18 protein-coding genes are annotated in these 24,661 nt (G+C 77.3%); 1 reads left to right on the plus strand and 17 read right to left on the minus strand.

The features are described from left to right. Positions 1-2: 2 nt before the first annotated feature. The 14 genes from FHU37_RS00920 to FHU37_RS00985 form a co-directional block, all read right to left on the minus strand. The gene (locus FHU37_RS00920) at positions 3-560 is read right to left on the minus strand and encodes a Uma2 family endonuclease (protein WP_179812328.1); all 558 of its coding nucleotides are present in this window, start codon (positions 558-560) and stop codon (positions 3-5) included. Positions 561-604: 44 nt separating this feature from the next. Next, positions 605-2,509, minus strand: coding sequence for a malto-oligosyltrehalose trehalohydrolase (gene treZ / locus FHU37_RS00925; protein ID WP_246449506.1), 1,905 nt, complete (start codon positions 2,507-2,509; stop codon positions 605-607). Positions 2,510-2,541: 32 nt separating this feature from the next. Further along, positions 2,542-5,250: an alpha-amylase family glycosyl hydrolase gene (locus tag FHU37_RS00930; RefSeq protein WP_179812329.1), complete on the minus strand. Its 2,709-nt coding sequence runs from the start codon at positions 5,248-5,250 to the stop codon at positions 2,542-2,544. Between the two features lie 149 nt (positions 5,251-5,399). Then, positions 5,400-6,344: a hypothetical protein gene (locus FHU37_RS28800; protein WP_179812330.1), complete on the minus strand. Its 945-nt coding sequence runs from the start codon at positions 6,342-6,344 to the stop codon at positions 5,400-5,402. Between the two features lie 52 nt (positions 6,345-6,396). After that, entirely contained in the window at positions 6,397-7,611 is a 1,215-nt protein-coding gene (locus FHU37_RS00940; RefSeq protein WP_179812331.1) for a M23 family metallopeptidase, read from the minus strand. A 223-nt stretch (positions 7,612-7,834) separates the two neighbouring features. Beyond that, a complete protein-coding gene (locus FHU37_RS00945) occupies positions 7,835-8,512 on the minus strand; it encodes a prepilin peptidase (protein WP_179812332.1) in 678 nt (225 codons plus the stop codon). Positions 8,513-8,694: 182 nt separating this feature from the next. Next, a complete protein-coding gene (locus FHU37_RS00950; protein WP_179812333.1) occupies positions 8,695-14,115 on the minus strand; it encodes a BTAD domain-containing putative transcriptional regulator in 5,421 nt (1,806 codons plus the stop codon). Continuing rightward, a complete protein-coding gene (locus FHU37_RS00955) occupies positions 14,112-14,588 on the minus strand; it encodes a hypothetical protein (RefSeq protein WP_312892360.1) in 477 nt (158 codons plus the stop codon). The genes FHU37_RS00950 and FHU37_RS00955 overlap by 4 nt, the downstream gene beginning before the upstream one ends. 540 nt (positions 14,589-15,128) lie before the next feature. Continuing rightward, positions 15,129-15,581, minus strand: coding sequence for a TadE/TadG family type IV pilus assembly protein (locus FHU37_RS00960; protein ID WP_179812334.1), 453 nt, complete (start codon positions 15,579-15,581; stop codon positions 15,129-15,131). A gap of 8 nt (positions 15,582-15,589) precedes the next feature. Then, positions 15,590-16,012 carry a TadE family protein gene (locus FHU37_RS00965; RefSeq protein ID WP_179812335.1) on the minus strand — a complete coding sequence of 141 codons (423 nt, stop codon included), beginning with the start codon at positions 16,010-16,012 and terminating at the stop codon, positions 15,590-15,592. A gap of 83 nt (positions 16,013-16,095) precedes the next feature. Continuing rightward, a complete protein-coding gene (locus tag FHU37_RS00970; protein WP_179812336.1) occupies positions 16,096-16,434 on the minus strand; it encodes a hypothetical protein in 339 nt (112 codons plus the stop codon). 103 nt (positions 16,435-16,537) lie between these two features. Continuing rightward, positions 16,538-17,431, minus strand: a complete 894-nt coding sequence (locus FHU37_RS28805; protein WP_312892361.1) for a type II secretion system F family protein — start codon at positions 17,429-17,431, stop codon at positions 16,538-16,540. Further along, entirely contained in the window at positions 17,428-18,564 is a 1,137-nt protein-coding gene (locus tag FHU37_RS28810) for a type II secretion system F family protein (RefSeq protein ID WP_179812337.1), read from the minus strand. The genes FHU37_RS28805 and FHU37_RS28810 overlap by 4 nt, the downstream gene beginning before the upstream one ends. After that, entirely contained in the window at positions 18,565-20,319 is a 1,755-nt protein-coding gene (locus FHU37_RS00985) for a TadA family conjugal transfer-associated ATPase (protein ID WP_312892362.1), read from the minus strand. Between FHU37_RS00985 and FHU37_RS00990 the strand changes: the two genes are divergently transcribed. Further along, the gene (locus FHU37_RS00990) at positions 20,300-20,863 is read left to right on the plus strand and encodes a hypothetical protein (RefSeq protein WP_179812338.1); all 564 of its coding nucleotides are present in this window, start codon (positions 20,300-20,302) and stop codon (positions 20,861-20,863) included. The genes FHU37_RS00985 and FHU37_RS00990 overlap by 20 nt on opposite strands. A gap of 876 nt (positions 20,864-21,739) precedes the next feature. On the opposite strand, the gene FHU37_RS00995 is transcribed toward FHU37_RS00990, so the two are convergent. From FHU37_RS00995 to FHU37_RS01005, 3 genes are all read right to left on the minus strand, one after another. Beyond that, the gene (locus FHU37_RS00995; RefSeq protein WP_179812339.1) at positions 21,740-22,801 is read right to left on the minus strand and encodes a hypothetical protein; all 1,062 of its coding nucleotides are present in this window, start codon (positions 22,799-22,801) and stop codon (positions 21,740-21,742) included. Further along, the gene (locus FHU37_RS01000) at positions 22,798-23,457 is read right to left on the minus strand and encodes an SAF domain-containing protein (protein ID WP_179812340.1); all 660 of its coding nucleotides are present in this window, start codon (positions 23,455-23,457) and stop codon (positions 22,798-22,800) included. The genes FHU37_RS00995 and FHU37_RS01000 overlap by 4 nt, the downstream gene beginning before the upstream one ends. 270 nt (positions 23,458-23,727) lie before the next feature. Next, positions 23,728-24,651 carry a hypothetical protein gene (locus tag FHU37_RS01005; protein WP_179812341.1) on the minus strand — a complete coding sequence of 308 codons (924 nt, stop codon included), beginning with the start codon at positions 24,649-24,651 and terminating at the stop codon, positions 23,728-23,730. Positions 24,652-24,661: the final 10 nt, after the last annotated feature.

Raw genomic sequence — 24,661 nt, forward strand, 5'->3', positions numbered from 1 at the left:
CGTCACTTCTCCGGCGGGTAGAGCTGGAAGCGCGCGGTGTCGACGTCGAATCCCAGCGGCTCGGGAAGTGGCACCTTGCCGCCGTAGTCGACCTCCAGCGAGGCCCGGTACCGCCGCCCGGCCGGGTCCGGCAGCGTCAGCAGAGTGCAGCGGCCCACGATGGGGTTGACGATCAGATAGCAGGGGATGCCGCCCCGGGCGTAGATCTTCCGTTTGTCCACCAGATCCCGACGCTGGTTCTCCGGTGAGACGATCTCCACGACCAGGAGCGCGTACTCGGCGGGGACCTCGTTGGGGTTGCCCGGGACCGCCCCGGCCGCCGTCACCAGCAGGTCCGGCTCCGGGCGGTCCAGGAAGTCCGAGAACCGCACCCCCTGGGTCGCCATGGCGTCGAAGTCCGCGGAGAACTGACCACCCAGCAGGACCAGGGTGCGGTTGTGGATCGCCGTGGCGGACGCCATCATGACGATCTCGCCGTTGAGGAACTCCACGTGTACCCCCTCCGGAACGTCGAGGTTCTCGAACACGTCGAGCATGAATTCCTCGTTCGTTCTGCTCATCTCACCAGCCTCCGTCGGGTGGAAGCGATCGCCGGGGTGCTCGGTCACGCGCTGCCCATGCTAGGCCCGCCCGCCGTCAGCACGGCGGTGGCGTGCGGGGGGAGCCGGCAGGAGGCGCCCGAGGCGTCCAGCCCGACGGCCTCCTCGCCCGGCCAGGCGGCGGCCACCCGCCAGCCGGCCCGGCCGCCCAGCGGCACGGTGCGCGGCTCCTCGGCCAGGTTGACCGCGACCCGCGCGCCCGGCCCTCGGTGCACCACCAGCCAGCGCTCCGACTCGTCGAAGGCCACCCGCACCCCGGTCAGGTCGCCGTCGGCCAGGGCCGGCACCCGGCGGCGCAGCCGGATCAGCGCGCGGTACCAGGCCAGCAGCGCGGCGTGCGGCTCCCGGCCGGGCTCCGACCAGTCCAGCTTCGACCGCAGGAACGTCGCCTCGTCCTGCGGATCCGGGATCTCCCCGGCGTCCCAGCCGTGCGCGCCGAACTCCCGCCGCCGCCCCCGGCGCACCGCCTCGGCCAGCTCCGGGTCGGTGTGCGCGGTGAAGAACTGCCACGGGGTGCCCGCGCCCCACTCCTCACCCATGAACAGCATCGGGGTGAACGGCGAGGTCAGCACCAGCGCCGCGCCCGCCGCCGCCAGGCCCGGCGCCAGGGCGGCGCCGATCCGGTCGCCGAGGGCCCGGTTGCCGACCTGGTCGTGGGTCTGCAGGTAGCCGAGGAAGCGGTGCCCGCTGATCCGGCCGGTCTCCACCGGCCGGCCGTGGGTGCGGCCCCGGAACGCCGACCAGCGGCCGTCGTGCAGCCACACCCGGGTCAGGGTGTGGGCCAGCGAGGCGAGCGGCCCGCCGCCGGTGCCCAGGTAGTCCGCGAAGTCCGCGTAGTAGCCCTGGCGCTCGCCGGTCAGCGCCGCGTGCAGCGCGTGGTGGAAGTCGTCCGACCACTGCGCGGTGAGGCCGAACCCGCCCGCCTCCCGCCCGGTGACCAACCGGGGGTCGTTCAGGTCCGACTCGGCGACCAGCGCCAGCGGCCGGCCGAGCTCGACCGCCAGCGCGTCCACCCGCGCGGACAGCTCCTCCAGGAAGTGCCGGGCCCGGCCGTCGGCCAGGGCGTGCACGGCGTCCAGCCGCAGCCCGTCCAGGTGGTAGTGGCGCAGCCAGGCCAGCGCGCTGCCGATCAGGTACTCCCGCACCGCGTCCGAGCCCGGGCCGTCCAGGTTCACCGCCGCGCCCCAGGGCGTCGCGTACCGGTCGGTGAAGTAGGGGCCGAACCGCGGCAGGTGGTTGCCGGACGGGCCGAGGTGGTTGTGCACCACGTCCAGCAGCACGCCGAGCCCCCGCCGGTGGGCCGCGTCCACGAACCGCTTCAGCCCGTCCGGCCCGCCCAGCGGCTCGTGCACCGCCCACAGGCTGACCCCGTCGTACCCCCAGTTGCGGTCACCGGGCACCGGGCACACCGGCATCAGCTCGACGAAGTCCACGCCCAGCTCCACCAGGTGGTCCAGCCGCTCCACCGCCCCGTCGAAGGTGCCGGCCGCGCTGAAGGTGCCCACGTGCAGCTCGTAGACCACCGCCCCGGGCAGCGGGCGGCCCCGCCAGGCCGTGTCCGTCCAGCCGAACGCGTCGTGGTCGACCAGCTGGCTCGGCCCGTCCGGCCCGTCCGGCTGCCGGGGCGAGCGGGGATCGGGCAGCACCGTCTCGTCGCCGTCCAGCCGGAAGCCGTAGCGCGCCAGCGGCCCGCACTCCACCTCCGCCTCCCACCAGCCCTCGCCGGGATCCCCCGGCTCCCCGGGCCCGAGGACGGCGCCCACGGCCCGGCCGGCGCCCACCGCCGGGCCGGCGGGGGCGGGCGCGGCCACCGGGCGGCGCCGCATCGCCACCGCCTCGCCGTCCACCACCACCTCCACCCGCCGCGCGTCCGGTGCCCACACCGCGAACCGCCGGGGCCGCCTGGTCATCCGCCCGCTCCCTTCCACGCCGTCACCACGCCTCACCGCCCCGCCGCCGCACCGCCGACGGCGTCGCCGCCACCGTGGGCGTCGCCGCCGTCGGCCACCAGCAGCGCCACCGGCAGCCGCGCGAACAGGTCCGCCACCCGGACCGCCGCACCGCCGGGGTACGCCCGCCCGGTCAGCAGGTCCGTCCAGGAGCCGCCGGACGGCCGCCAGGGCAGCGGCAGCTCCGTGTCCTCCCAGCCGCCGGCCCGCTCCAGCCGCTCCGGCAGCCGGGTCACCGCCGTGATCACCCGCTCCGCCCGGCTGAACACCGTCAGATGCGCCGCCCGCGGGCCACGGCCGTGCAGCGGCAGGTAGGAGGAGTCGGGCCCGAACCACTCCGGACGCCGACGGCGCAGCCGCAGCGCCCGCGCCGTCACCCAGTGCTTCTCCGTCCCCAGGTCCGCGCCCTCCGGCGGCCCGGGCGGCGCCGTCCCGCCCGTCACGTCCGTCCCATCCGCCGCGCCGGGGCCGTCCAGCCGCTCCAGCCGCTCCCGCAGCGCCGCGAAGTCCACCGGCCGCCGGTTGTCCGGATCCACCAGCGTGCGCAGCTCCCCCTCACCGCCCTGGTAGACGTCCGGCACGCCCGGCATGGTCAGCTGCACCAGCAGCGCGCCCAACGCCACACAGCGCTCCGCCGGCCGCAGCCGCTCCACCAGCTGCCCCACCGCGCCGTCCGGCCCGGTGAACGCCGGGTCCGCCAGCAGCGCGCGCACATAGCGCACCACCGCCTGCTCGAACACCTCGTCCCGCTCGGTCCAGGTGGTCCGCGTCTTCGCCTCCCGCAGCGACTTCAGCACCGTGCCGGTCAGCCGCTCCTCGTCCACCGGCCACGCCGCCAGCAGCGTCTGCCACACCAGGTACTGGGTGTGCCGGTCCGGCAGCCCGCCGACCAGGTGCCGCCGCGACGCCGCCGCCCACTGCCCGCACACCCGTCGCCACACCTCCGGCACCTCGGCCAGCACCGCCAGCCGGGCCCGGGCGTCCGCGCTGCGCTTGGTGTCGTGCGTGGACAGGGTGGTCATGCCGACCGGCCAGTCCCGCTGCAGATAACCGCAGTAGGCGTGGAAGTCCGACGGCAGCACGCCCGGATCCTCCGGAGAGCCCCCCACCTCGTTGACCGACAGCAGCGGGACCCACCGGTAGAACGCCGTGTCCTCCACGCCCTTGGCCGCGGTGGCGCTGGCGGTCTGCGCGAACCGCGCCACGAACTCGTCCTTCGCCGGGGAGCGCCCCAGCCGGCCCAGCGCCAGATCCACCACCACGTCCACCGCCTCCGCCTCGGCGTCGGTCGGGAAGGCGTAGCGCGCCGGGTCCGCCGCCCGCTCCAGCAGCAGCGCGGACCGGGCCGGCGCCGGCTCGCCGGGCACCACGTACGGCCGGTACACGGGCAGCGCCACCAGCAGCTCCTCCACGGCGGTGCGCAGCGCCGAGGGGGCGTGGTCGCGCAGGCAGACCCGCCGGGGCGTGCCGGCCGGCCGCGCGACCGCCCCGCTGGTCGGTCCGGCGGCGGGGGAGGGGCGCTCCGGGGCGCCGGGCGGCGCGGGCAGCGGCTCCTCCTGGCAGATCCGGGTCGCCAGCCGGGTCAGCCGCCCCACCTCGGCGGCCAGCTCCTCGGTGACGACCTGCCGGGTCGCCCGGCGCGCCACGTCCTCGAACCGGGCGCCGTCGTCCGCCCCGCGCGCCTCGTCGGTGAAGCACCGGTAGTGCTCGGTGATCCGCCGCACCCCCGGCTGGTCCACGAACAGCCCGTCGATCCGCCGCAGCACGTCGTACCCGGTGGTGCCGGCGCACGGCCAGTCCCGCGGCAGCCGCTCCTCGCCGGTGAGGATCTTCTCCACCACGGTCCACCGACCGCCGGCGGCCTCCGCCAGCCGGCGCAGGTAGCCGCGCGGATCCGCCAGCCCGTCCGGGTGGTCGATCCGCAGGCCGTCCACCAGCCCCTCCGCCACCAGCCGCAGCAGCGTCGCGTGCGTCGCGGCGAACACCTCCGGATCCTCCACCCGCAGCCCGATCAGGCTGGTGATGGTGAAGAACCGCCGGTAGTTCAGCTCCGTGCGGCCCAGCCGCCACCAGGCCAGCCGGTACCACTGCCGGTCCAGCAGCTCGGCGAGCGGAAGCCCCTCGGTGCCCGGCCGCAGCGGCAGCACGTGGTCGTGGTAGCGCAGCACCGGCGTCCCGGCCGGGCAGTGCGCCCGCGCCTCCCCCGCACCCAGCACGTCCACCCGTAGCTCGGGCAGCGCCGCGGCGAGCCGTTCGCGCAGCACCGGCAGCAGCATCCGGCCGCCGGGCACCGACCAGTCGACGTCGAACCAGCGCGCCGACGGCGCCGTGGGACCGTCCCGCAGCACCCCCCACAGCGGCGCCGACAGGTACTGCGGCACGGGGACCGCCATGTGGTTGGGCACGCAGTCCACCACCAGGCCCAGGCCGTGCGCCCGGGCGGCACCGGCCAGCCGCCGCAGGCCCGCCTCCCCACCGAGGTCGGCGCTGACCCGGCCGTGGTCGACGACGTCGTAGCCGTGCGTGGAGCCCGGCGTGGCCTGCAGGATCGGGGACAGGTGCAGGTGGCTGACGCCCAGCGAGGCCAGGTAGGGCACGGCCGCCGCGGCCGCGTCGAAGTCGAAGCGCGGCTGCAGCTGCAGCCGGTAGGTTGCGGTGGGCACGGGTCGTCCGTCGCGCGGAAGGTGCAGAGCAACCGTCATGAACGCCATGCTGACGCAACCGCCGTGCCCACGTCACTCCCACCACCGGGGATGGCTGACATGTCGTCGAAAGTCCGCCCAGCCGTGACGCGCCCGGGGTTTCGGCCGCCCCGGCGGTCGCCCGGTCCCGGCTCCTCCCGCCGCGCCCGCTACCGGGGCCACGGGCCGCCCGCCCCCGGCTCACCGTCCCGGCCCGGCTCCCCGTCCCGGCCCGGCTCCTCCGCCCGCGCCGGCCGCTGCGGCCGCTCCGGGGCGCGGCGCAGCTCCGCCAGCAGGGCCGGATCCAGACGCGCCGACGGCAGCGCCCCCCGCACCGCCGCCGGGTTGTGCAGCAGCACGCCGTTCCGGCTGGCCGGCGGCGGCCCGAGGAACAGCAGCCGGCCACGCGCCGACGCCCGCCCCCGCACCCGGTCGGCGACCTCCTCCGCCACCGCCTCGTGCAGCGACCGCGGCGCCAGCACCCCGGCGCCGCCCGCGGTCCCGGCCACCACGCGCTCCACGAACGCCCGCGTCCACGGCGTGACCCCGTCCACCAGCGCCGCCCGGAAGCGGCGCCGGGACCTCGGCTGCCACACCAGTCCCCACACCGCGACCCCCGGCGCCTCGACGAACCGCCGCAGCGCGCTGTCCGGCCGGGCCATCTCCTCCCAGCTGTCCGGGTCCGTCGTCACGTCCAGCACCAGCAGCGGCCCCGGCGGCGGCGCCGACGGCCCCACCGCACCCGCCGGCCGGGCGTACCGCCCCGGACCGGCGCCCGCCGTCAGCGCCCCCACCACCCAGTCCAACGGCAGCCCGGTGACCCGCGCGTTCAACCGGGTGCTCGGCTCCATCGCCAGGTACAGCCGGGTCCGCCGCCGCGCCGTGGTCACGTGCCCCGTCACGTACACCAGCAGCGGATCCCGGGCCCGTGCCGCCTCCCGCACCAGCGCCACCTGGGCCTCCGCCCCACCCCGGGCGGTCACCGGCACACAGCCGCGCCCCGCCCCGAAGGTGAACACCGCCGGTGGCACCCGGTCGGCGACGATCGCCAGGTTGGCCCCGCTCGCGGCGGAACCGTGGAAGGCGCGGTCGGCCGCCGGCGACCCCAGCAGCACCAGCCGGGCCGGTCCCGGCCGGCCCGGCGGGGCGTGCCACCCCGGAGGGTCGTCAGATGGTGATCCCACGGGCCCGCAGCCAGGCGCGCGGATCCACCGGACTGCCGCCGGACGGCCGCACCTCGAAGTGCAGGTGCGGACCGGTGACGTTGCCCGTGGCACCCGACTGCGCGATGGTCTGGCCGGCGGAGACCTCCTGACCCTTCGCCACCAGCAGGCCCGAGTTGTGCGCGTACCAGGTCTGCGTCCCGTCCGCGTGCCTGATCTTCAGCAGGTAGCCGTAGGCGTCGTTCCAGCCCGCGAAGACCACCGTGCCGGCCGCCACCGACTTGACCGGCGTGCCGGTCGGCACGGCGAAGTCCTGACCGGTGTGGGTGCTCGCCCAGCGGGAACCGGACTGGCCGAACGAGGCGGTCAGCACGTACCCGCTGACCGGCGCCACGTACTGCGGCGCCTGCGCGGCCGCCGCGGCCTCCGCCGCCGCCCGCTCCTCCTCCTCGCGCCGCCGGGCCTCCTCCTCTTCCCGCCGCCGCTCCTCCTCCTGCCGCTCGGCCTCCTCGCGCTGCCGCTCCTCCTCCGCCCGGCGCTCCTCCTCCTGGCGCTGCTCCTCCGCCGCGCGGTCGGCGTCGTCCCGGGAGGGCCGCTCGTCGGAGACCCGCTCCGGCGCCTCCTCCGGCTGCTCGGCCGGCTCCGCGGACGCCGGGGTCTCCTGCCGGGGCGCGCCGCCCACGGTCAGCTCCAGCCGCTGACCGGGGAAGATCAGGTTGGGGTTGCGGCCGATCACCGACCGGTTCCGCTCGTACAGCGCCGCCCATCCGCCGCTCACGCCCCGCTCGGCGGCGATCCCGGACAGCGTGTCCCCGGGCACCACGACGTGCACCGTCGCCGAGGCCGTCCGAAGGGTCAACGCCGCGCCCCGACCGCCCTGCGCGCTGGGCGTCGACGCCGGCACCACCCCGCCCTCGGCGGGGGCGGTCCGCGGGGCGGCCGTCGCCGGCCGAGTGACGTCGTTCCCGGTGCCGGTGCCGGTGCCGGCGGCGGCCGGGCGGGTGTCGCCGCCGGCACCGAGGCCGGCACCGGCCGCGTCGTCCTGCGGCGTAGGAGTGGCCGCCGGCCGCACGTGCTGCGCCGCCTGCGCCGCGTCCAGCCCGGTGAGCGTTCCCAGCAGGGGAGTGGCGGCTCCGGCGCCGGTGACTCCGGCCGCCCGCACCCAACGGGAAGCCGTGCTGTTCCGTGGACGCCGATGGCGCCCGCCGTTGCTCGTCATGCTGTCCTCCCCTGTGGCTCGCCGCTCCCACCCGAGCGCTGTCCCCCAACGATGCCCTGTCAGCACGCCGATGCGCCAGGCCCCCTGGGAACACCGTGTGGTGATGACGCGTCACCCCGTGCACGCGCGGGCGCACCGACCCGGCGCACGGCCCCCCACCGTGCCGGCGAGGGCGCTCCCGGGGCGCCGCGCCGCACCGAACGGGAGGGGCGCGGTCCGGTTCTCAGGGCGTGGGCGGCCCGTTCAGCGCCAGGGCGAGCGCCGTGCCGGCGAACAGGAACGGCCCGAACGGCAGCGCCCTGCCCCGGATCCCCGCCGCCAGCAGCACCGCCGCGACGACCCCCGCGGCCAGGAAGGCCGCGAGGACCCCGTGCGCCACCGCCGGCCACCCCGCCCACCCCAGCACCGGACCCACCAGCAGGGCGCACTTCACGTCGCCCAGGCCGAAACCGCCTCCCGGCGCGAGCAGCGCCAGCACGGCGAACCCGGCCAGCAGCACCCCGCCGGCCGCCAGCGAACGCCACAGCGCGGAGGCGTCCCCGCGCACCAGGGCCCCGACCGCCCCGGCCACCGTCACCAGGGCGGCCCCCGGCAGCACCAGGCGGTCCGGCAGGCGCTGGTGCGCGACGTCCACCACGGTCAGCGCCGGCCCGAGCAGGCCGAGCAGCAACGCCGGCGCCACGACGTCGGCCCGCGCGCCCACCCGCCACGCCACCAGCGCCCAGCCCAGCAGCGCCAGCGCCGACAGCGGAACCGCCCGCGCGCGCAGCGCCGCCCCGATCTGCGACCAGGTCATCCGGGCGTCCTCCGGCAACGGACCGTGCGGCCCGCCGGCGCCGGCCGCGCCGTCGCCCACGCCCACCCCCGGCAGCCCACCGGGCTCCGGAACGCCCAACACCATCGCCTCCTCGAACGGACCCCGAGCCCGGGCGGACGCCGCGGTGGTGGCTCACCGGGATCGTGCCGCCCCGTGGCCTGCCCGACCGGTTGTGCCCCTGCGTTCCGGCCATCGTTGCGGGCCGAAGCGGCGCGGGCCGCCGGGTCGACCGCCCGACGGCCCGCGCCCCTCGTGGCCCGCGCCGGCTACGCGGCGCCCTGGTCCAGCAGCTCCCGCAGCAGCCGCACCGTCTCCGGCTCCATGTCCAGCCCCAGCCGGCTGTTGATCCGGTGCAGCCGCTCCACCGCGCTGACCAACTGGTCCGTCTCGCCCGCGATGGCGAGCACGTAGAACAGCCCCCGGTGCAGCGTCTCCACCTCCGGCGCCGCCAGCAGGCCCCGCCGGATCGCGGCCTCCGCCGCGTTGTGGTCGCCACGCGTGATCAACCGCCGGGCCAGCGCCGAGGAGGCGTCCACCACCGCCGAGATGATCTCCTGCCGCGCCGGCTCGGTCCACCCCCACGGCCCGTGCAGCGCGCCGTCCAGCGGACGGCCCCGCACCAGGGACAGCGCGGCGGCCAGGCACTGGTCGCCGGTCTCGTCGTCCGCCCGCATGCCTTCCAGGTAGAGCTGCTGGAACTCCGCCCAGTCGCACCCCACCGAGTCGGCGAAACCGAGCGCAGTGGTGCCGACCGGCAGGTGCGCCAGGCCGTCCTCGCCGCTGCCGAACCACTCGCGCAGCCGGCCGACCGCCGCCGCGCGGGCCCGGCTGGTCGCCCCGCCGGCCGCCGCCGGGCCGCCCAGCGGGCGACCGTTCAGCATCGGCCCCGCGCCGCCCAGCACGGTGTCCAGCGACTGCGGCGGGCACTGGGGGTGCAGCACCAGGTAGGCGGCCATCGCGGTCAGCTGCTGCATCCGCATCGGGTCGATGCTGCCGGTCGTGCCGGTCACCTGCACCGGCCCCAGGACGTCCACCCGGGGGCCGCGGCTGCGCTCCGACGGAGGCGCCAGCGAGGTCAGCGTCGCCAGGACCGCGCTGCGCCGCCCGCGCGAGCCGCGGCCGGCCTCGTCCCCGGTGCCGCACACCGGCCGCAGCGGCCGGTTCGGCGGCTCGGAGGCCGTTCCCAGCGGCGCGGCCAGCGGCGTGATCGACAGCGGGAAGAACTCCGGCACCCAGTCCAGCGGGTCGTTCCGCCCGGTGGACTCCCCGATCCCGGGGCTCACCGGCGCCGGAGCCACCGGAGACTCCCCGGCCTCCGCCGGGACGGCGGACGCCTCCGCGGACGCCTCCGCCGCGCCGTCGGCCGCGGCCTCCTGGTCGTGCCGCGGGTCGCCGACCGGCGCCGTGCCGGCGGCGGCGGATCCCACGGCGGGCCCCGCCGCCGGCCGGCCCCACTCCTCGCCGGCCGCCGCGGGCTCCTCGGCCCAGGCGCGCTCCGTGCCGTCCGTGCCGTCCGTGCCGTTCACGCGGTCCGTCACGCCGAGGAAGGGCGCGACGCCCTCGACGCCGGCCTCGGCCACGGCGCCCTCGTCGTCCTGGCCCGGCCCGTCCCAGGGCTCGGCGAGCCGGGGCCACTCCCGCCGGCCGTCCCAGCCGTCGGCGTCCCGCGCCGGGCCGGCGTCCGGCGTCTCCTCCCGGTGGCCGCCGCGGGCGTGGTCCTGGTCCGGGTCCGGGGCCGCGTACCGCGCGGCGTCCGTCGCGTGAAGCCGCTCGTGGGCCCGGGCGCCGTGGTCCACGCCGCCGTACCCGGCCTCGGCGTGGGTGTCGCCGGCGTAGCCGTAGCCGCCGGTGTCGTACGCGTCCGGACGGTCGTCGGCCGCCCAGTCGTACGGCGCGGCCTCCGGGGCCTCCCCGTCGGCCGGCGCCCCGTGGCGGACCGCGGCGTCGTACGCCGCCCCGCCGACGTCCGCGCCCCAGCCGGGCACCTCCGCCGTCGCCGGGCCCGCCTCGCCGTCGTCCCACAACTCCGGCCAGCGGGCGGTGGTCCCCGCCCCGGTGCCGGCCTCGGTGCCGGCCCCGGTGGCGGTGGCGGAGGCCGACCGGCCGTCGGGGCGCGCCTCCCACGGGCGCGCCTCCCGCCCCCAGGTGGCCGTGGCGTCCTCCTCCGTCTCCCACGGCACGATCTCGTCGGCGGCCGTCCGCGGCCGGGGCAGCCGCCCGACCGGGGCGGACGGCTCCGCGCTCCAGTAGCCGCTGGACCACTGCTCGCCGGAGGGGGCGAACGGCAGGTGCGGGAAGGCCGTCGGGGTGAGGCTGGAGGCCGCGTCCACCGTGATCGGCAGCGTGAAGCACTGCTCGTCCCGGTTGGCCTCGCCCGTCCAGGCCGGCGCCGGCACGTCCTCCGCGATGGTGGTGCGCAGCAGGTCCAGCAACCGGCGGTACTCGCTCTCGCCGATGCGGCGCGGCGCGAGGTCGACGTCCAGGCCGGGCAGCCGGGTCGGCCCGCCCTCGGCGTCCAGGTACCAGGCGGCGGGCAGCCCGGGGTCGTCGTCCGGTTCGAGGCGCTCGTCCTCCGGCTGCGGCGCCAGCGTCACCGCCGCCAGGCAGGTCCGCGCCGGGTCGGTGAGCAGCCGACGCACCGCCAGGTGCTCCTCGGCCGACAGCGGGCGGCCGCACAGCAGGACGTGCGGCACCCAGGCGTCCGGCGCGATGCCCAGGCCGCGCGCGTGCCGGGCGTCCGGCAGACCGAGCTCGTCCAGGGTGCGGCGCAGCGCGGCGTCGTGGTCGCGCAGCGCCCGCAGCGCGTCCTCCACCCCGTCGTGCACCCGGACGCGGTCGCTGCCGAGGGTGGTGCCGGCCAGCTCCGGCGCGACCCCGACCAGCGCGATGCGCAGGTGGTCGGCGAGGGTGCTGCCGGCCAGCTGCGCGGCCAGCGAACGCACCACGGCCCGGGCCTGGGCGCGCGGGCCGCGCACCCGCAGCAGCCCCAGCGACTCCAGGTCGAGCAGCACCGGCTCACCGGTGGAGGTGTCCCCGGCGTGCACCAGCGCCGGGTACGGGGACGGCGCGGCGTACGGGTCCGGGGCGCCCGCCGGCCCGGAGCCCTCCGCCGCCTCGCCGACGGCCCCGGTGTCGGCGGCCGAGCACCACCACTGGGTGGCGGGGCCGAGCGAGTGGAACGGCGGAACGGCTTCGGCCGCCGTCTCCAGGTGCAGCACCGCCTGGCCGCGGGCGTCGATCCGCACGGCGGTCAGGGCGGGCAGCGCGCGCCGGTCGGCGGCGCAGGTGGAGGCCAGGGCGCGCAGCGCGCGGTCGACCAGTTGGTGGGGCGGCGGCAGTGGTCCGGCCGGCGTCCGGGCGGCGGGGCGCGAGGAGGACCGGCCGGCGCGCTGCCCCCGGTGGCCCCGCCCGGCCGCGCCGCCGTCGGCCTCCTCGGCACCGCCGAAGTCACCGGAGTCACCGGAGTCACCGGCGGCGGGCCGCTCCCAGCCGTCGGCGGCCGGCTCGACCGGCGCCTCGTCCGCGGCCTTCCGGCCGTGCTCGTCGTACTCGCCGTATTCGAGGTGCTCGCCGTGCCTGCCGCCGTCCGCGGCCACGCCGGTGGCGGCCGCGAGGCCGGCGGCCGTGCTCGCCGGATCGTCCACCGCCCACAGGTCCAGGTCCAGGGGCGGGGCCACCTCGTCGAGCCCGGCCGTGCCGCCCGGGGCGTGCCGCGCCTCGCCGTCGCCGTCGGTTCCGGCGCCGGCCCAGCCGGACCGGCCGTCCGCGTCGTCGCCGGCGGGGGCGCCGTCCCCGCCCTCGCCGTCGCCGTCGTCGAACAGGGGGTCGAGCCGGCCGTCGGGGTGCGCCGGGGGTGGCGGCGTGGTGTCCACCTCCGGATCGAGGTCCCACTCCCACAGCGGGTCCACCTCGTCGAAGGGGGAGAGCGGCTGGGCACGCAGCGACGTCTCGTAGTCGGCCGCGTCGCCGCTCGGCATGGCGATCCGCTGCCCCGGCCGCCGGCGGCGCTGCTGCACCACCCGCGCCCGGTACAGGTGGGTGCTCAGAAAACCGGCGAGCAGCAGACCGGCGCCGGTGGTGGCGATGGCCAGCGTGTCCGGCCCCTCGGGGCCCTCCTCAGCGGCCGTCGGCGCCGTCTCCTCGGCCGCCGCCCGGTCCTCCCCGCCGTCCTGCGGCGGCACCTGGGCCGGCGCCGGATCGCCGGCCTCCCCGCCGGCCTGCTCCGGCGGCGCCTGCTCGGCGTCCGGCTCGGCGGCCCCGGGCGCCTGGCCGTCCTCCGGCGCCGGCTGCTCCCCGGCCGCCTGGCCGTCCTCCGCGGGCGCCGGGGCGTCGCCCTCGGCCTCGCCCGGGTCTCCCGCGCCGGCCCCCTCCGGCTCGGCGTCCTCCCCGGGCGCCGCCTCCGGTGCCTCGGCGGCGGGCGGCTGCCCGGCGTCCGCGCCGGCCCCCTCGTCGCCGGCCTCGCCCTGCTCCGCCCCCTGCTCCGCGCCACCGCCCGAGCCGCCCGGCCCGGCGTCCGCCCCGTCACCGCCCGGGATGGTCAGCTCCCACCCCGGCCTGAGCAGATCGGGGTCGGTGAGCACCCCACCCGCCTGCTCCGCGCTGTTCGCGGCGAACAGCTCCGGCCAGGCGTCCGCGTCCCCCAGCTCCCGCGCGGCTATCGACGACAGCGAGTCGCCCGGCCGCACCGTCACCGTCTGCGGCGCCTCCGCCCCGCCCCGGCCACCGCCCGGCGCACCGTCCGCGGCCCCCGAACCCTCCGGGAGCGGCGCGGCGTCCGCCGGCAGAAGCAGCACCCACCCCGGCTGGATCGGCTGGTCGGCGTCGAAGACCCGGCCCTGGTCGTCCATCACCCGCCCGTCGTTCAACCGGGCGATCTCCCGCCAGCGCGTGCCGTCGCCCAGCCGCGTCTCGGCGATCCGCCACAGCGACTCCGCGGGGCTGGTGTCCCGCACCACGTGCTCCGGCCCGGTGGACGTCTGCTGGTGCGCCCCGGCGGGCAGCGCCGTGGCGCCGGGCAGCGCGGAGGCCAGCTGGGTGCTCGCGGAGTGCCCGGCCGCGCCCTCGTCGGCCCACGCCCGCACCCCGCCCGTCTCGGCCGCGGCGAACCCCGCCGCACCGCCGGACGCCGCCTGGCCCGGCTCCGCCAGTGCGGCCGTGCCCTGCGGGCCGGCGCCCGCGCCAAGCAACGGGGCGGCGGTGGACACCGCGGCGACCGGTGCCGCGGTCGCCGCGGCGGCCGTGGGCAGCACCGTGACGATGCCGCCGACCAGCACCACCGCGGCGCGACGGCTCCACCCCAGCCCCGGCACCGGACGGGTGGCCCGACCGCGCAGCTGCGCGGGAACCTCCCGCACCACACTGACCGCGAACCCCAGCCAGCCCACCCAGCCAACCAGGGCCAGGGCCACCAGGAACACCCGGCCGTCGTCGGGACGGCTCAGCGCCTCCCACAGGCCCCCGGCCCCGCCGAAGCCCAGCAGCCCGCCCTCGACCAGGGCGGAGGTGCCCCAGGCCAGCAGCGCCGGCACGCCGAACAGCAGCACCAGCAGGGCCACGGCGCAGGCCAGGGCCCGCAGCAGCAGGACCGCGGAGCCGGCGCCGGAACCACGACCGGACGCGGCCCGGGCGGCGGACCGCGCGGGGGAGGAGTTCGGTGCCCCGCCACGGGGGTTCTGTGTCGTCGTCATGCCGTGCCTCCGACGGCGCCGGTGGGAACGAGCGTCGCCGAGCCGCGCCCGGTGACGGTCAGTTGGTTGAATCCGAGCATGCCGAGGAAGGCCGGGCGGTACTCGTCCCGCACGGTCACCGTGAGGGAGCGCAGGTCCTCGGAGACCACCACCTCACCGGTCACCCCGGCCGCCGCCAGGTAGTCCTGGGCCGCGGCCACCGCCGCGTCCTCGCGCAGCACGATCGCCGTGCCGGGGATGGCGAGCGAGGCGTCGATCTGCTGACCGCCGGTGCGGGCCGCCTCCTGGGCGAGCGCGTCGGCCCGCTCCACGGCCCGCAGCCGCCCACCGCCGTCCACCACCAGGGCCACCACCGCCAGCAGGGCGGCGGCCACCACCGCGACGTACAGCGAGACCGAGCCGCGCTCCGAAACCGAGCCGCGCTCCCGGCCCTCCGCGCCGGCGCCGGCCCACCCGGCCCGGCGCGCCGACACCCGAGGTACCGGGCCCCGGCGTCCCGGGCCCCGCCGATCCACGGCCCTTCGATCCACGGCCCGCCGACCCACGCCCCGTTGACCCACGGCCCGTGCCGCGGCCCGGCGTTCCGCACCGCCCCGCGGCAGGCCGTCGGCGCGGCCGTCCCCGGCACGGCCGCGGGCGTCGCCCACCCCCGCCCGCGCCGCCGCCACCACCGGCGCCGCCGGCCCGGCCGCGGTGCCGCCGCACCGATCCGGTGCGGGCGCTGTCCCCAGCATCCTGGCCCTCCTGCCGCAACTCCTCCCGGGGTCGGCCGCGACCGGCGACCCACCCCGCCTGCCGGACCGGCGCCTGCCCGCCGACCGGCCTGACGCGTCGACCATCATCGACCGACGCCCACACCTCCACACGCCCCGGTGCCCCGGCGCGCTCCCACGCGCCCCGCGTGCTTCACGCGCCCGGCACGCCCCCCAACCGCCACACGTCCCGCACGTCCCGCACGTCCCGCACGTCCCACGCGGACCACGAGGCCCGGCACCGCCCCGCGACACCGCCGCTCACCCCGCCACCCCGCGGTAGCGGTCCACCGGCGAGGTGAACTCCGAGGTCAGCGTCCGACTCCCCGGCAGACCCGGCAGCGCCAGGTCGCCCAACGGAACCGTGCACGACACCGTCACGGTGACCGAGCCCGGAAGATCACCCGAACCGGCGAAATCGTCGGTGTTCACCACCACCGAGGGGGAGCATCCCAGACCCTGACGCTCCACGCTCATCCGCGCCGCGTCACTCGCCGCCTGCCCCGCGGCGTCCGGCGTGCGGGTCAGCGACGCCGCCCGCGCCGCGTCCCGCGCCGCCGAGTCCACCGACGACGCCGTGGTGACGAGCCGCCCGGCGGCCACCGCCAGCAACACCAACGCCAGCAGCACCGGCGCGAGTATCGCCGTCTCCAACTCCACACTGCCCCGCTCGCGCCGCGCCGCAACCCCCTCGGCGGCAACGGTTCGACACATCCCGCCCCTCACGGCAGCACCACCCGCTCCACCGGACCGGAGGCCGACTGCGTGATCCGCGGCCCCTCCACCCCCGGGATCAACGTCGGAGCCCGCCCCGACACGGTGACCAGCACCCGCTCCGGCGTACTGTCCGCCACACTCACCCGGACGTCGCTCAGCCCCCCACCGAGCCGCTCCAGCACGTCCCACGCCTGACGCTCCCCGTCCCCCGGCGAGGACTGGTACGCCCGGCCGATCTCCGCCCCCTCCCGCGCGGCCGTCAACACCACCTGCCGCGCGTACCACCACAGACCCGCCTGCACCACGGCCAGCGTCAGCACCAACACGATGGGCGTCATGAACGCCACACCCATCGACACCGCCCCCCGCTCACCGCGGGCCGCCGCCCCCGGCACCCGGCACCGCACCCCGGAACCGGAGCCGGTCATCCCGCGCCCGGAGCCGGCCGCCCCGGGACGGCGCGCCGCGCACCGCGACACACCGCCCCCGAGCCGCCGGCCTCCCATGCTCGTCACCCGGCCGAACCGCCGCCGGCGGCACCACCGGCCCCGTCGTTCACGTCCAGCGGCACCTGCTCCAGGTTGTCCGTGGCGTTGTTCACCACCACCCACACCGCCGCCGCCACCGCGCCGGCGATCAACACGCCCAGGATCACCACCAGCGCGTACTCCGTGCTGATCGCGCCCCGCTCACCCGCCGCCCGGGCCGCCTCCGCCCGCTGCCGCAACCGGTGCCCCAGCACCAGCAGCGGCGCCGTCACCGGACGCACCGGAACCCGCTCCAGCAGCCCCGCCGCCGGCCCCGGCCGACGACCCCGCCGGACCTCACCGCTCACGAGATGGTCCATCACGCTCGATCTCCTTGCCTCGCCCACCCACACGGCGGGATGACGGTCATGACGCCTCGCCTGACTCCGCAGAGCTCATCCATCGTCAATTCTGCGCCGCCCCCCACTAGCTCGACACCAACATCGTGTACAGCGCCGGGAACGCCAACCCGGCCACCAACAACATCACCAGCAGCGCCCCCGGCGCCACCATCCGCTCGCTGTCCGTGTTCGCCTGCGCCAGGTCGTCCGCCAGCAGCTCGCCGCGCAGGCTGCGCGCCCGCGCCCGCAGGCCGTCGTACACCGCCGCGCCGTCCGTACCCGAGATCCGCATGGTGGCGGCCATGTCCTCCAGCGGCGTCAACGCCAGGTCCTGCGCCAACCGCTCCAGCCCCTGCCAGGCCGGCTCGCGCGCCAGCCGCGCCCGCTCCAGCGCGTCCCGGATCCGCCCGAACGCCGGCCCCGAGCCCACCTGCGCCGCCCGCTCCAACGCCTCGCCCGGCCCGGCGTCCGCCGCCCGCTCCAACGCCACCAGCTCCATGTACGCGGCGATGGCGTGCAGGAACTCCACCCGCCGCTCGGCCGCCTGGCTGCGCACGATCAGATCCGGCAGGAACCACAGCGCCGCAGCCAACCCCAGCCCCGCCACCAGCGGCACCTGCGGCGGCGTACCGAACCCGGCCACCAGCCAGATCAGCGCCAGCACACTCGGCAGCACCAGCCCGATCAGCGCGAAGCCCGCCTTCTGCACCAGGAAACGCTCACGCGGAAGCTCCATCAGGTCCATCTCCCGCTCCGGGAAACGCACCCACGACAACCGGGACAGCGCCGCACCCAGCCGCGCCACCGGATCCGGACGCCCACCCTCCGCGTCCGCCCGGCGCGGCGGCGCGTCCTCGTGCAACCGCGCCAACGCCGACGACAGGTCCGGCGGCGCCGGACGCAGCTGACGCACCAGCAATGCGATCCCCGCGCCCAGCAGCACACCGGACAGCACCGCCAGCCACAGACCCGAGGTCACCGCCGCCACCCCTTCCACAGGCCCGCCCCGCCCGCCTGACCACCGGACGACCCCCCGTCCGCCGCGCCGCCGCCCCCACCGGCGACACCCGCGCCCTCGGCCCAGCCCCGCCCCGAACCGCCGCCGTCCCAGGCGCCCGCTCCACCCGGGCCGGCGTCCCCGCCGCCCCGCTCGCCCGCACGCCGGTCACCACCGCGATCACGCCCGGCCGAACCCACCGCGGCCAGGAAACGCGCCGCCGGACGGTGCGCCGACAACGACCGCATCCACATCAGCACCGCCACCACCCCCAGCGCCAGCACCGCCAGCACCACCTGCCCGGCCACCGTCCGGTACGGCGCCGTGTACGTGCGGTTCAGCACCCCCGCCACCGCCACGGCCAGGATCATGTAGACCAGCCACCGCACCGTCGCGTGGTGCCGCGCCCGGTCCGCCTCCACCGCCCGCCGCTGCCGCACCTCCTCACGCACCGTCACCGCCAGGTCCGCCAGCGCCCGCGCCAACCCCGGCCCGCGGTCCGTGGTCCGCAGGATCAACGCCGACACCACCTTGTCGGCCGTCGCGTCGTCCAACGCGTCCGCGAACGCCCGCAACGCCTCGTCCGGCCGCCGCCGCGCCTGCAACCGGGCCACCAGGTCGCCCACCTCGGCCTCGATGGCCTCCGGCGCCGTGCGACGCGAGGAGATGATCGCCTGCTCCAGACCCATGCCCAGCAGCAGCACGTCCGACAGCCGCTGCGTCCACTCCGCCAGCGCCTCCAGACGCTCCGTGTGGCTCTGCCCGCGACGCCCACCGGCCAACAACCACGGCAGCCCGTACACCCCCAGCGGCACCAGCACCACCGCCAACGCCACCCCGCTGACCGCCCAGCCCAGCACGCCCCCGGCCACCGCGGCTACCGCGCGCAGCCGCGCCGTCCCCCCGAACCCGCCGCCCACCGCCGGACGCCCGCCGAGCCCGGCGCCCTCACCGGCCGCCCCGAACCCCGGCAGCCGGCGCGCCAGCCGAGCCCGCAGCCGGTACCGCAACGGCTCCGCCTCGGTGCCCCGCAGCCCCACCACCAGACACACCAGCCCCAGCGCCACCACCGTGCCGCTCAGCACCATCGCGAACGCGCCCGCTCCGAACAGCACTCAGGCCACCTGCACCTTCAGATCCAACGGAGCCGGCCAGGACCCCCGCGGCTGGTCCAGCACCCGCGGATCGAACCCCGCCCGCAGCAGGTCGTCCAGGCACGCCGGAGCCGTCCGCGGCACCGCCCGCGGCTCACCCGGCACCGGCCCGAACACCGTGTTCAACGCCGGCCGCCCCTGCTCGCCCAACCCCGCCACCTCCAGCACGTGCGAGACGAAACGGTGCCGCCGGCCACCCAACGCCGTCTCGTCCACCATCCGCACGTACACGATGAAGTCCAGCGCGTTCGCCACCAGGCGGTACGCCAACTGGTCGGTCATCTCCCGCCCGTACTCCAGACACAGCTCCGCGATCCGGTCCAGCACCATGTGCGGCCCGCGCGCGTGCAGCGTGCACATCGACCCGCCCTCGCCCGCCGTCATCGCCCGCAGCATCGGCACCACCTCGTGGCTGCGCACCTCACCGACGATCAGCCGGGACAGCGACATCCGCAGCGCCGGCGGGATCAGCTCCCCGATCGTCAGCTCGCCGGCCGCCCGCCCGTCGACCCGCTCCCCGTTGGACTCCCGCGCCTCGATCGGCACCACCTGGCGCAGCGTGCCCAACTCGTGCAGCCACAGCTCGTACTCGCTCTCCATCGTGCCGATCCGCTCGTCAGGATCGATCTCGTTCGCCATGGCCCGCAGCAGCGACGTCTTGCCGACCCCCTGCGTGCCCGCGATCAGCACGTTCCGGCGCCCCCGGATGCAGGCCCGCAGGAAGGCCGCCAGCCCCGGGTCGAGGGTGCCCAGCGCCACCATGTCGTCCAGCGTGGCCGACTGCACCCGGTGACGGCGGATCGCCACATACGGCCGCGGCGTCACACCCGTCATCGCCTGCAACCGCATCCCGCCCTCCAACCGCAGCGCCAGCGTCGGGGAGGACGTGGACAGGATGCGCTCGCCGTTGCCGTGCTGCCGGGCCAGCTCCTGGAGCAGCTCGATCAGCTCCTCGTCGCTGTCCGCAATCGGCGGCACCCGGCGCAGCGGCTCGTCCACCCGGGAGATCCACACGTCGTCACAGCCGTTGACCAGGATGTTCTCCACCAGCTCGTCATCCAGGTACGGCTGCAACCGCCCCGCGCGGAACAGCAGGTCGAACACCACCGACGCCAGCGCCCGGTCCTCCGCGCGGGTGGGGGAGGTGCCGTGGGTCCGGGCGTAGCCGTCCGCCCAGCGGGCCACGGCCTCGTCGATCAGCGCGCGCCCGTGCTGCCGCTGGTCCTCCCGGGTGGTGCCCGGCCGCTGCCGGAGCTGCTCGTGCAGCTCCGCGGCCACCCGGCGGGCGATCTCCTGGGCCACCCGCAGGTCCACCGTCGCCGAGGGCACCCCGGCCGAGCCGGCCGGCAGCGCACCACCGGCCGGCAGCCCCCGCGGCCCGGCACCCGCCGCACCCGGCGCCGCGACCCCACCGGCCGCCCCCGGCACCGCACGCCCCGCGCCCCGGGAGTCGTCCGAAGCCGCCGCCCCGTTCGGGCTGCCCGGCCCCTTCACCCAGTTCGCCCCGTTCGGGCCGGTCGCCCCGTTCAGGCCGTCGAGGGCGCTCGGACCATTCGGGCCGTCCTGGCCGTGCTGGCCGTGCTGGCCGTCGGCTCCGCCCGGGCCGTCCGCCGCCGGCCCCCCACGGCCGCCCGACCCCCGCTGGATGGGCGGCGCCGTCGAGGCCGCCGCTTCGGCCGGACCCGCCGAACCGGCCGTGCCCGGCCGCAGCGCCACCGGCAGCGAGCTCCCCGGGCCGAGCGTCGCCAGGTCCGTGGACGGCTTGGCCGGCGCCGCCGACCCGGCGGAGGCCCCGGCCTCCCCGGCCGTCGAGGCCCTGCCGCCTGCGGCCGGCGCCTCCGCCGACGCACGGCTGCTCGAACTGCGGCCCAGCGAGGGCAGGCGGCTGCGCAGCGACGCCCGCAGCCCCTGGCGCCCCTCCTCGGCCGGCCGCGCGGCACCGTCCTCGACACCCGTACCAGGGCGGCCCGCCGTCGGCGCCGCGGAGTCCGCCGCCGCCCCGGCCGGTTCCTGGACCGGTCGACCGTTCGGCGGCTCGGTGGGTGGCGCGCTCGGCGGCTCGGCGGGCCGCGTCGACGGCTGCGCGGTGGCCGCCGTCGTGCCCGGCCCTGGGGCCGGCCCCGGCGCCGGGGCCTCCGGGCCCCGAACCTGCCCCCGGGACGCGTCCTCCCCGGAGCCCGGCTCCCGCCACGGCTGCTGCGGGGAACCGCCGCCCGGGGCGGCCGGCCCCGCATACGGCGTCCGCATCGGATACGGCTGACCCACCGGCGGCGGAGGATTCTCCGCCTCCCCGGCGAACCCGCCCGCCACCCCGCCCCCGCCGCCCCGCTGGTACGGCGGCTGCGCCTGGTACGGCTGCTGCGTCTGGTACGGCTGCTGTGTTTGGTACGAGCCGGGCGCTTGGTACGGCTGGTAGGGCCCCGGCGCCTGGTACGCCTGGTGCGGCCGCTGCTCCGGAGGCACAGCCGGCCCCGACGGCCGCGGCGGATACCCGTAGCCCGGCCCGGCGGCATCCGGTCCGGGCGCCCGTCCCGGCGCCTGCGGGTAGGGCTGCTGCCCCTGCGGCGGCTGTGCCGGCCCGGCCCCGTACCCGTACCCGGCACGGTACGGGCCACCGCCGTTGGGCCCCGCGCCGTTCGGCACCTGGCCGTTGGGCACTTGGCCGTTGGGCACTTGGCCGTTGGGCACTTGGCCGTTGGGCGCCTGGCCGTTGGGGCCGAACCCGGCGGGACGCCCATAACTGTTCGGATCCTGCGGTTGGTACTCCGGCACGAACTGAGCGTATTCGTCCCGCTGCGCCGACCACGGCGGTGCCGGAGCGGGCGGCGGCGGCGTCGGTATCGGCGGCGCCGGCACCGTCCGCCAGTGCCCGCTCCGCCAACGGTCCGACTCTCCCTCACCCGCCCAGGACCCGGCCGGCCCCTGCTGCGGCGGTGGCGGGGGCGGCGGGGTCACCTGGTAGGGCGGCGTCACCTGGTAGGGCGGCACCCCACCACCCGGGGCCGGCCCGCCCGCCGCACCCCCGTACGGCCGCCCGTACCCGCCGGCATGCCCCGCCGGGGCGTCCGGCGCCTCCGCGCCGGGTCCGTCGCCCACCGCCTCCGGCGCCACCGGGGACCCCGCCGGATGCCGCGACTCATCCGCCACGGTGCACCTCCACGCTCCCCGTCGGCGGCGGCCCGACGTGCGCCGCCACCCCGCCAGCGGGCGCCGGCGGGGCCTGCTGAGGCGAGCCGTACCCCGGATACCCGTACGACGCAGCCTGCCCCGGCCCCGCCCCGTGCCCCTGCACCTGCCCGGGAACGCCCGCCGGAGCCGGGGACGGCGACGGCACCGCCTGGGCGATCGGACGGGTGTCGCCCCCGATCCGGATCCGCCGCCGCATCGCCGTCGACGACGCCTCGTCCCCCACGCTGCGCAACGCCCGCAGCAGGCCGGAACGCGCGAACCGCCGCCCCTGCTCACCCCCGTCCGACAGCACCCGGGCGTTCTCCGGATCGTGCGGCAGCAGCCCCAGCACCGGCGCCCCCAACTGGGCCCCCACCTCGCTCGCCCGGTACGGCCCCTCCTCGACCAACACCAGGCCGACGGCGTCCGCCCCCGTCCCGTTGGCGTCCAGATCGGCACGCAGCGCCGCCACCCGCGGCCGCGCCGCGCTGATGCTGCGCAGCGTCCCCCGCACCACCACCAGCACGACGTCCGCCCGGCGCGCCAACACCCGCCCCGGCCCGAACGCCCCGGCGCGGCCGAGGTCCACGATGACGTCGCACGGCGGCGTCGAATGCTCCAGCACCGCCAGCAACTCGGCCAGCGGCTCCCACGTCCACATCAGGCCGGCGGCCTGCACCGGGTCCGAGAACCCCGGCAGCAGCAACCTGCTCCCGTCACCGTCCGACAGGTCCACCAACTCGGCGTCCAGCCCCTCGGCCAACCGCCCCTGCCGGTCCGCCATCGCCAACCGGTGCAGCCCGATCCCACCCGACAGCCGCCCCTGCAGGGTGCCGGCGGCCACGGCACCGCCGTCCGGATCACACTCGGCCAGCAACACCCGCCGCCCGCCGTGCCCCTGCCCGGCACCCCCGGAAGCACCCCCCTGCCCGGGCACCGGCCGATCCAACGCCCAGGTGAGCAGCAACCCCACGGCGGTCGACGTCGCCCCGGGCGCCCCCGGGCCGCCCACCACGGCGACGAGCGTCACTCCTGCTCACCGCCCTCCGGCTCGGCCCCCTCGGCCTCCCCGGCCCCCTCGGCCTCCCCGGCCCCCTCGGCCTCCTCGCCGCCCCCGCCCTGCGCGTCGCGCTCCTGCTGGTCGCGGGACTGCAGGATCAGCGCCACCTTCCCGGTGGACGCCCAGGCCGCCAGCGTCGGCCCGTCCACCGCCGACACCGCCAGGTCCACCACGACGCCACCACCCGAGTCCGGCGCGCTCACGCTGACCACCGTGGCCCGCATCGTCGGCGGCAGCGCCGCGTTCCCCGCCTCCTCACCGCCGGCCTGACCCCCGTCGTCGGGCGTCACCGTCGTCCCCCCACCACCACTGCCGGCCGCCGCCCCGCCGTTCCCCGGCGTGTACACCACCAGCACCGCCGTCCCCGGCGTCAGCGCGACCGCCGGCCGCTGCGCCGGCGACAACGCCACACCCACGATCTGCCGGTCGTCCCCCACGAACGACTCCGCGGTGAACGCCTCCGGCGTCAGCAGCGCCCCCACCGTCAGGTCCGTGGTGGCCCGCGTCCCCTCGATCTCACCGATCTGGTCCGCCCCGATGGCCCGGATGCCCGGATCCAGCGAGATGTTCACCACCGTCAGATCGGCGCTGGTGATCGTCTCCCCTTCCCGCACGGCCGCGGCCACCGCCAACACCGCCTGGCGCTCGCCCGTACTGACGTACGTGGCATATCCCCCCAACCCACCAGCCGCGATGAGCGCGACCGCCAACCCAATCAGCGCGGGACTCCGCCGGCGCGGCCCCAACGACCGCTGCGGCAGCTGTGGCGCCACCCGAGGGCCCGCCCCCGGGTTCGCCCCCGCGCTACCACCCGCCCCGACGCCCGGCGCCGCGACATTGACGGCCGAATGGCCACTCATCCGTACCCCCAGGGGTGCTGCCGACCTGCTGCTGTCTTACTGATTGAGAACGTGGAGTTCGTTGATGACGACATCGACGCTGCTCGACGTCTCATCCACAATTACGTCGCCTTCTCCGGTGCTCGCCTCCCACGCGATCTCCCAGACCGCCGTGGCGGTGATCGTGTACTCACCCGGCGCGTTGTACACATGACCGCAGTCGGGCGACTGGCGGTTCCCCTGGGACGGTGTGTAGGGCGTTCCGGCCGTCTCGCAACTCACGACCGTGCCGTCCCCCATGTCCCAGTCGATGCGTTGGACACGCGCCTCCGCTGTCACGGAGACATCCCCCGCCGTCGCAGTAGCCGACGCCGGCGACCAGAAGCTCTCGGCTTGCTCCACCCACAACCAAACGGGAAGGTCTACCAAGCCGCTACCACCCGGATTCGGGGCACTCGCGATAACGGGGGATTCGAGAGCGAGCTGTTCTACTGCCTGAATCGCGAGCTGCTCCGGCGAGATCGTTGGCTCGGGTGGCTCAACATTGTTGATGGCGGCAGCTCCGCCGGTTGGGCTGGTGGTGATGCTTGGCGCCCCGGACCCAGAGTACGGGCACGTGCGCTGGTACAGCGTACTCTCCTCGGGATCCTGCCCTTCCCACATCTCGTGCCCCGCTTCCGGCGGGTCGCTGACCTCGATGTAGTAGCAGCCGTCTATGGCGTTGAACCAACCGTACTCCGGGTAGCTGCACGGCACTTCCGATCCATCCCACGTGCAGCCGCCGGAGGCCGTGTCGCCTCCCGTGGAGCCAGATCCCGAGGATCCACCAGATCCTGAGGATCCAGGTTTCTCGGCCTCGATGCAGTAGATGTCGTCCTCACACTCAGAAACATCAGCCTGTGCGGAGTGCCAGGGAGTGGATGCCAGGGTCAGTGCCAATGTGATACCCGAGAGAGCGGCACTTCTCCTTCTCTGCGACACGGTGAACCTC

It is taken from the genome of Allostreptomyces psammosilenae (genome assembly GCF_013407765.1).
Taxonomy (GTDB): Bacteria; Actinomycetota; Actinomycetes; order Streptomycetales; family Streptomycetaceae; genus Allostreptomyces; species Allostreptomyces psammosilenae.

What these genes read in the sequence shown, in the direction of transcription:
- FHU37_RS00920 (WP_179812328.1), bottom strand. Translation starts at nt 560, where the DNA reads ATGAGCAGAACGAACGAGGAATTCATGCTCGACGTGTTCGAGAACCTC.
- treZ (WP_246449506.1), bottom strand. Translation starts at nt 2,509, where the DNA reads ATGACCAGGCGGCCCCGGCGGTTCGCGGTGTGGGCACCGGACGCGCGG.
- FHU37_RS00930 (WP_179812329.1), bottom strand. Translation starts at nt 5,250, where the DNA reads ATGACGGTTGCTCTGCACCTTCCGCGCGACGGACGACCCGTGCCCACC.
- FHU37_RS00940 (WP_179812331.1), bottom strand. Translation starts at nt 7,611, where the DNA reads ATGACGAGCAACGGCGGGCGCCATCGGCGTCCACGGAACAGCACGGCT.
- FHU37_RS00945 (WP_179812332.1), bottom strand. Translation starts at nt 8,512, where the DNA reads ATGGTGTTGGGCGTTCCGGAGCCCGGTGGGCTGCCGGGGGTGGGCGTG.
- FHU37_RS00950 (WP_179812333.1), bottom strand. Translation starts at nt 14,115, where the DNA reads ATGACGACGACACAGAACCCCCGTGGCGGGGCACCGAACTCCTCCCCC.
- FHU37_RS00960 (WP_179812334.1), bottom strand. Translation starts at nt 15,581, where the DNA reads ATGTGTCGAACCGTTGCCGCCGAGGGGGTTGCGGCGCGGCGCGAGCGG.
- FHU37_RS00965 (WP_179812335.1), bottom strand. Translation starts at nt 16,012, where the DNA reads ATGACCGGCTCCGGTTCCGGGGTGCGGTGCCGGGTGCCGGGGGCGGCG.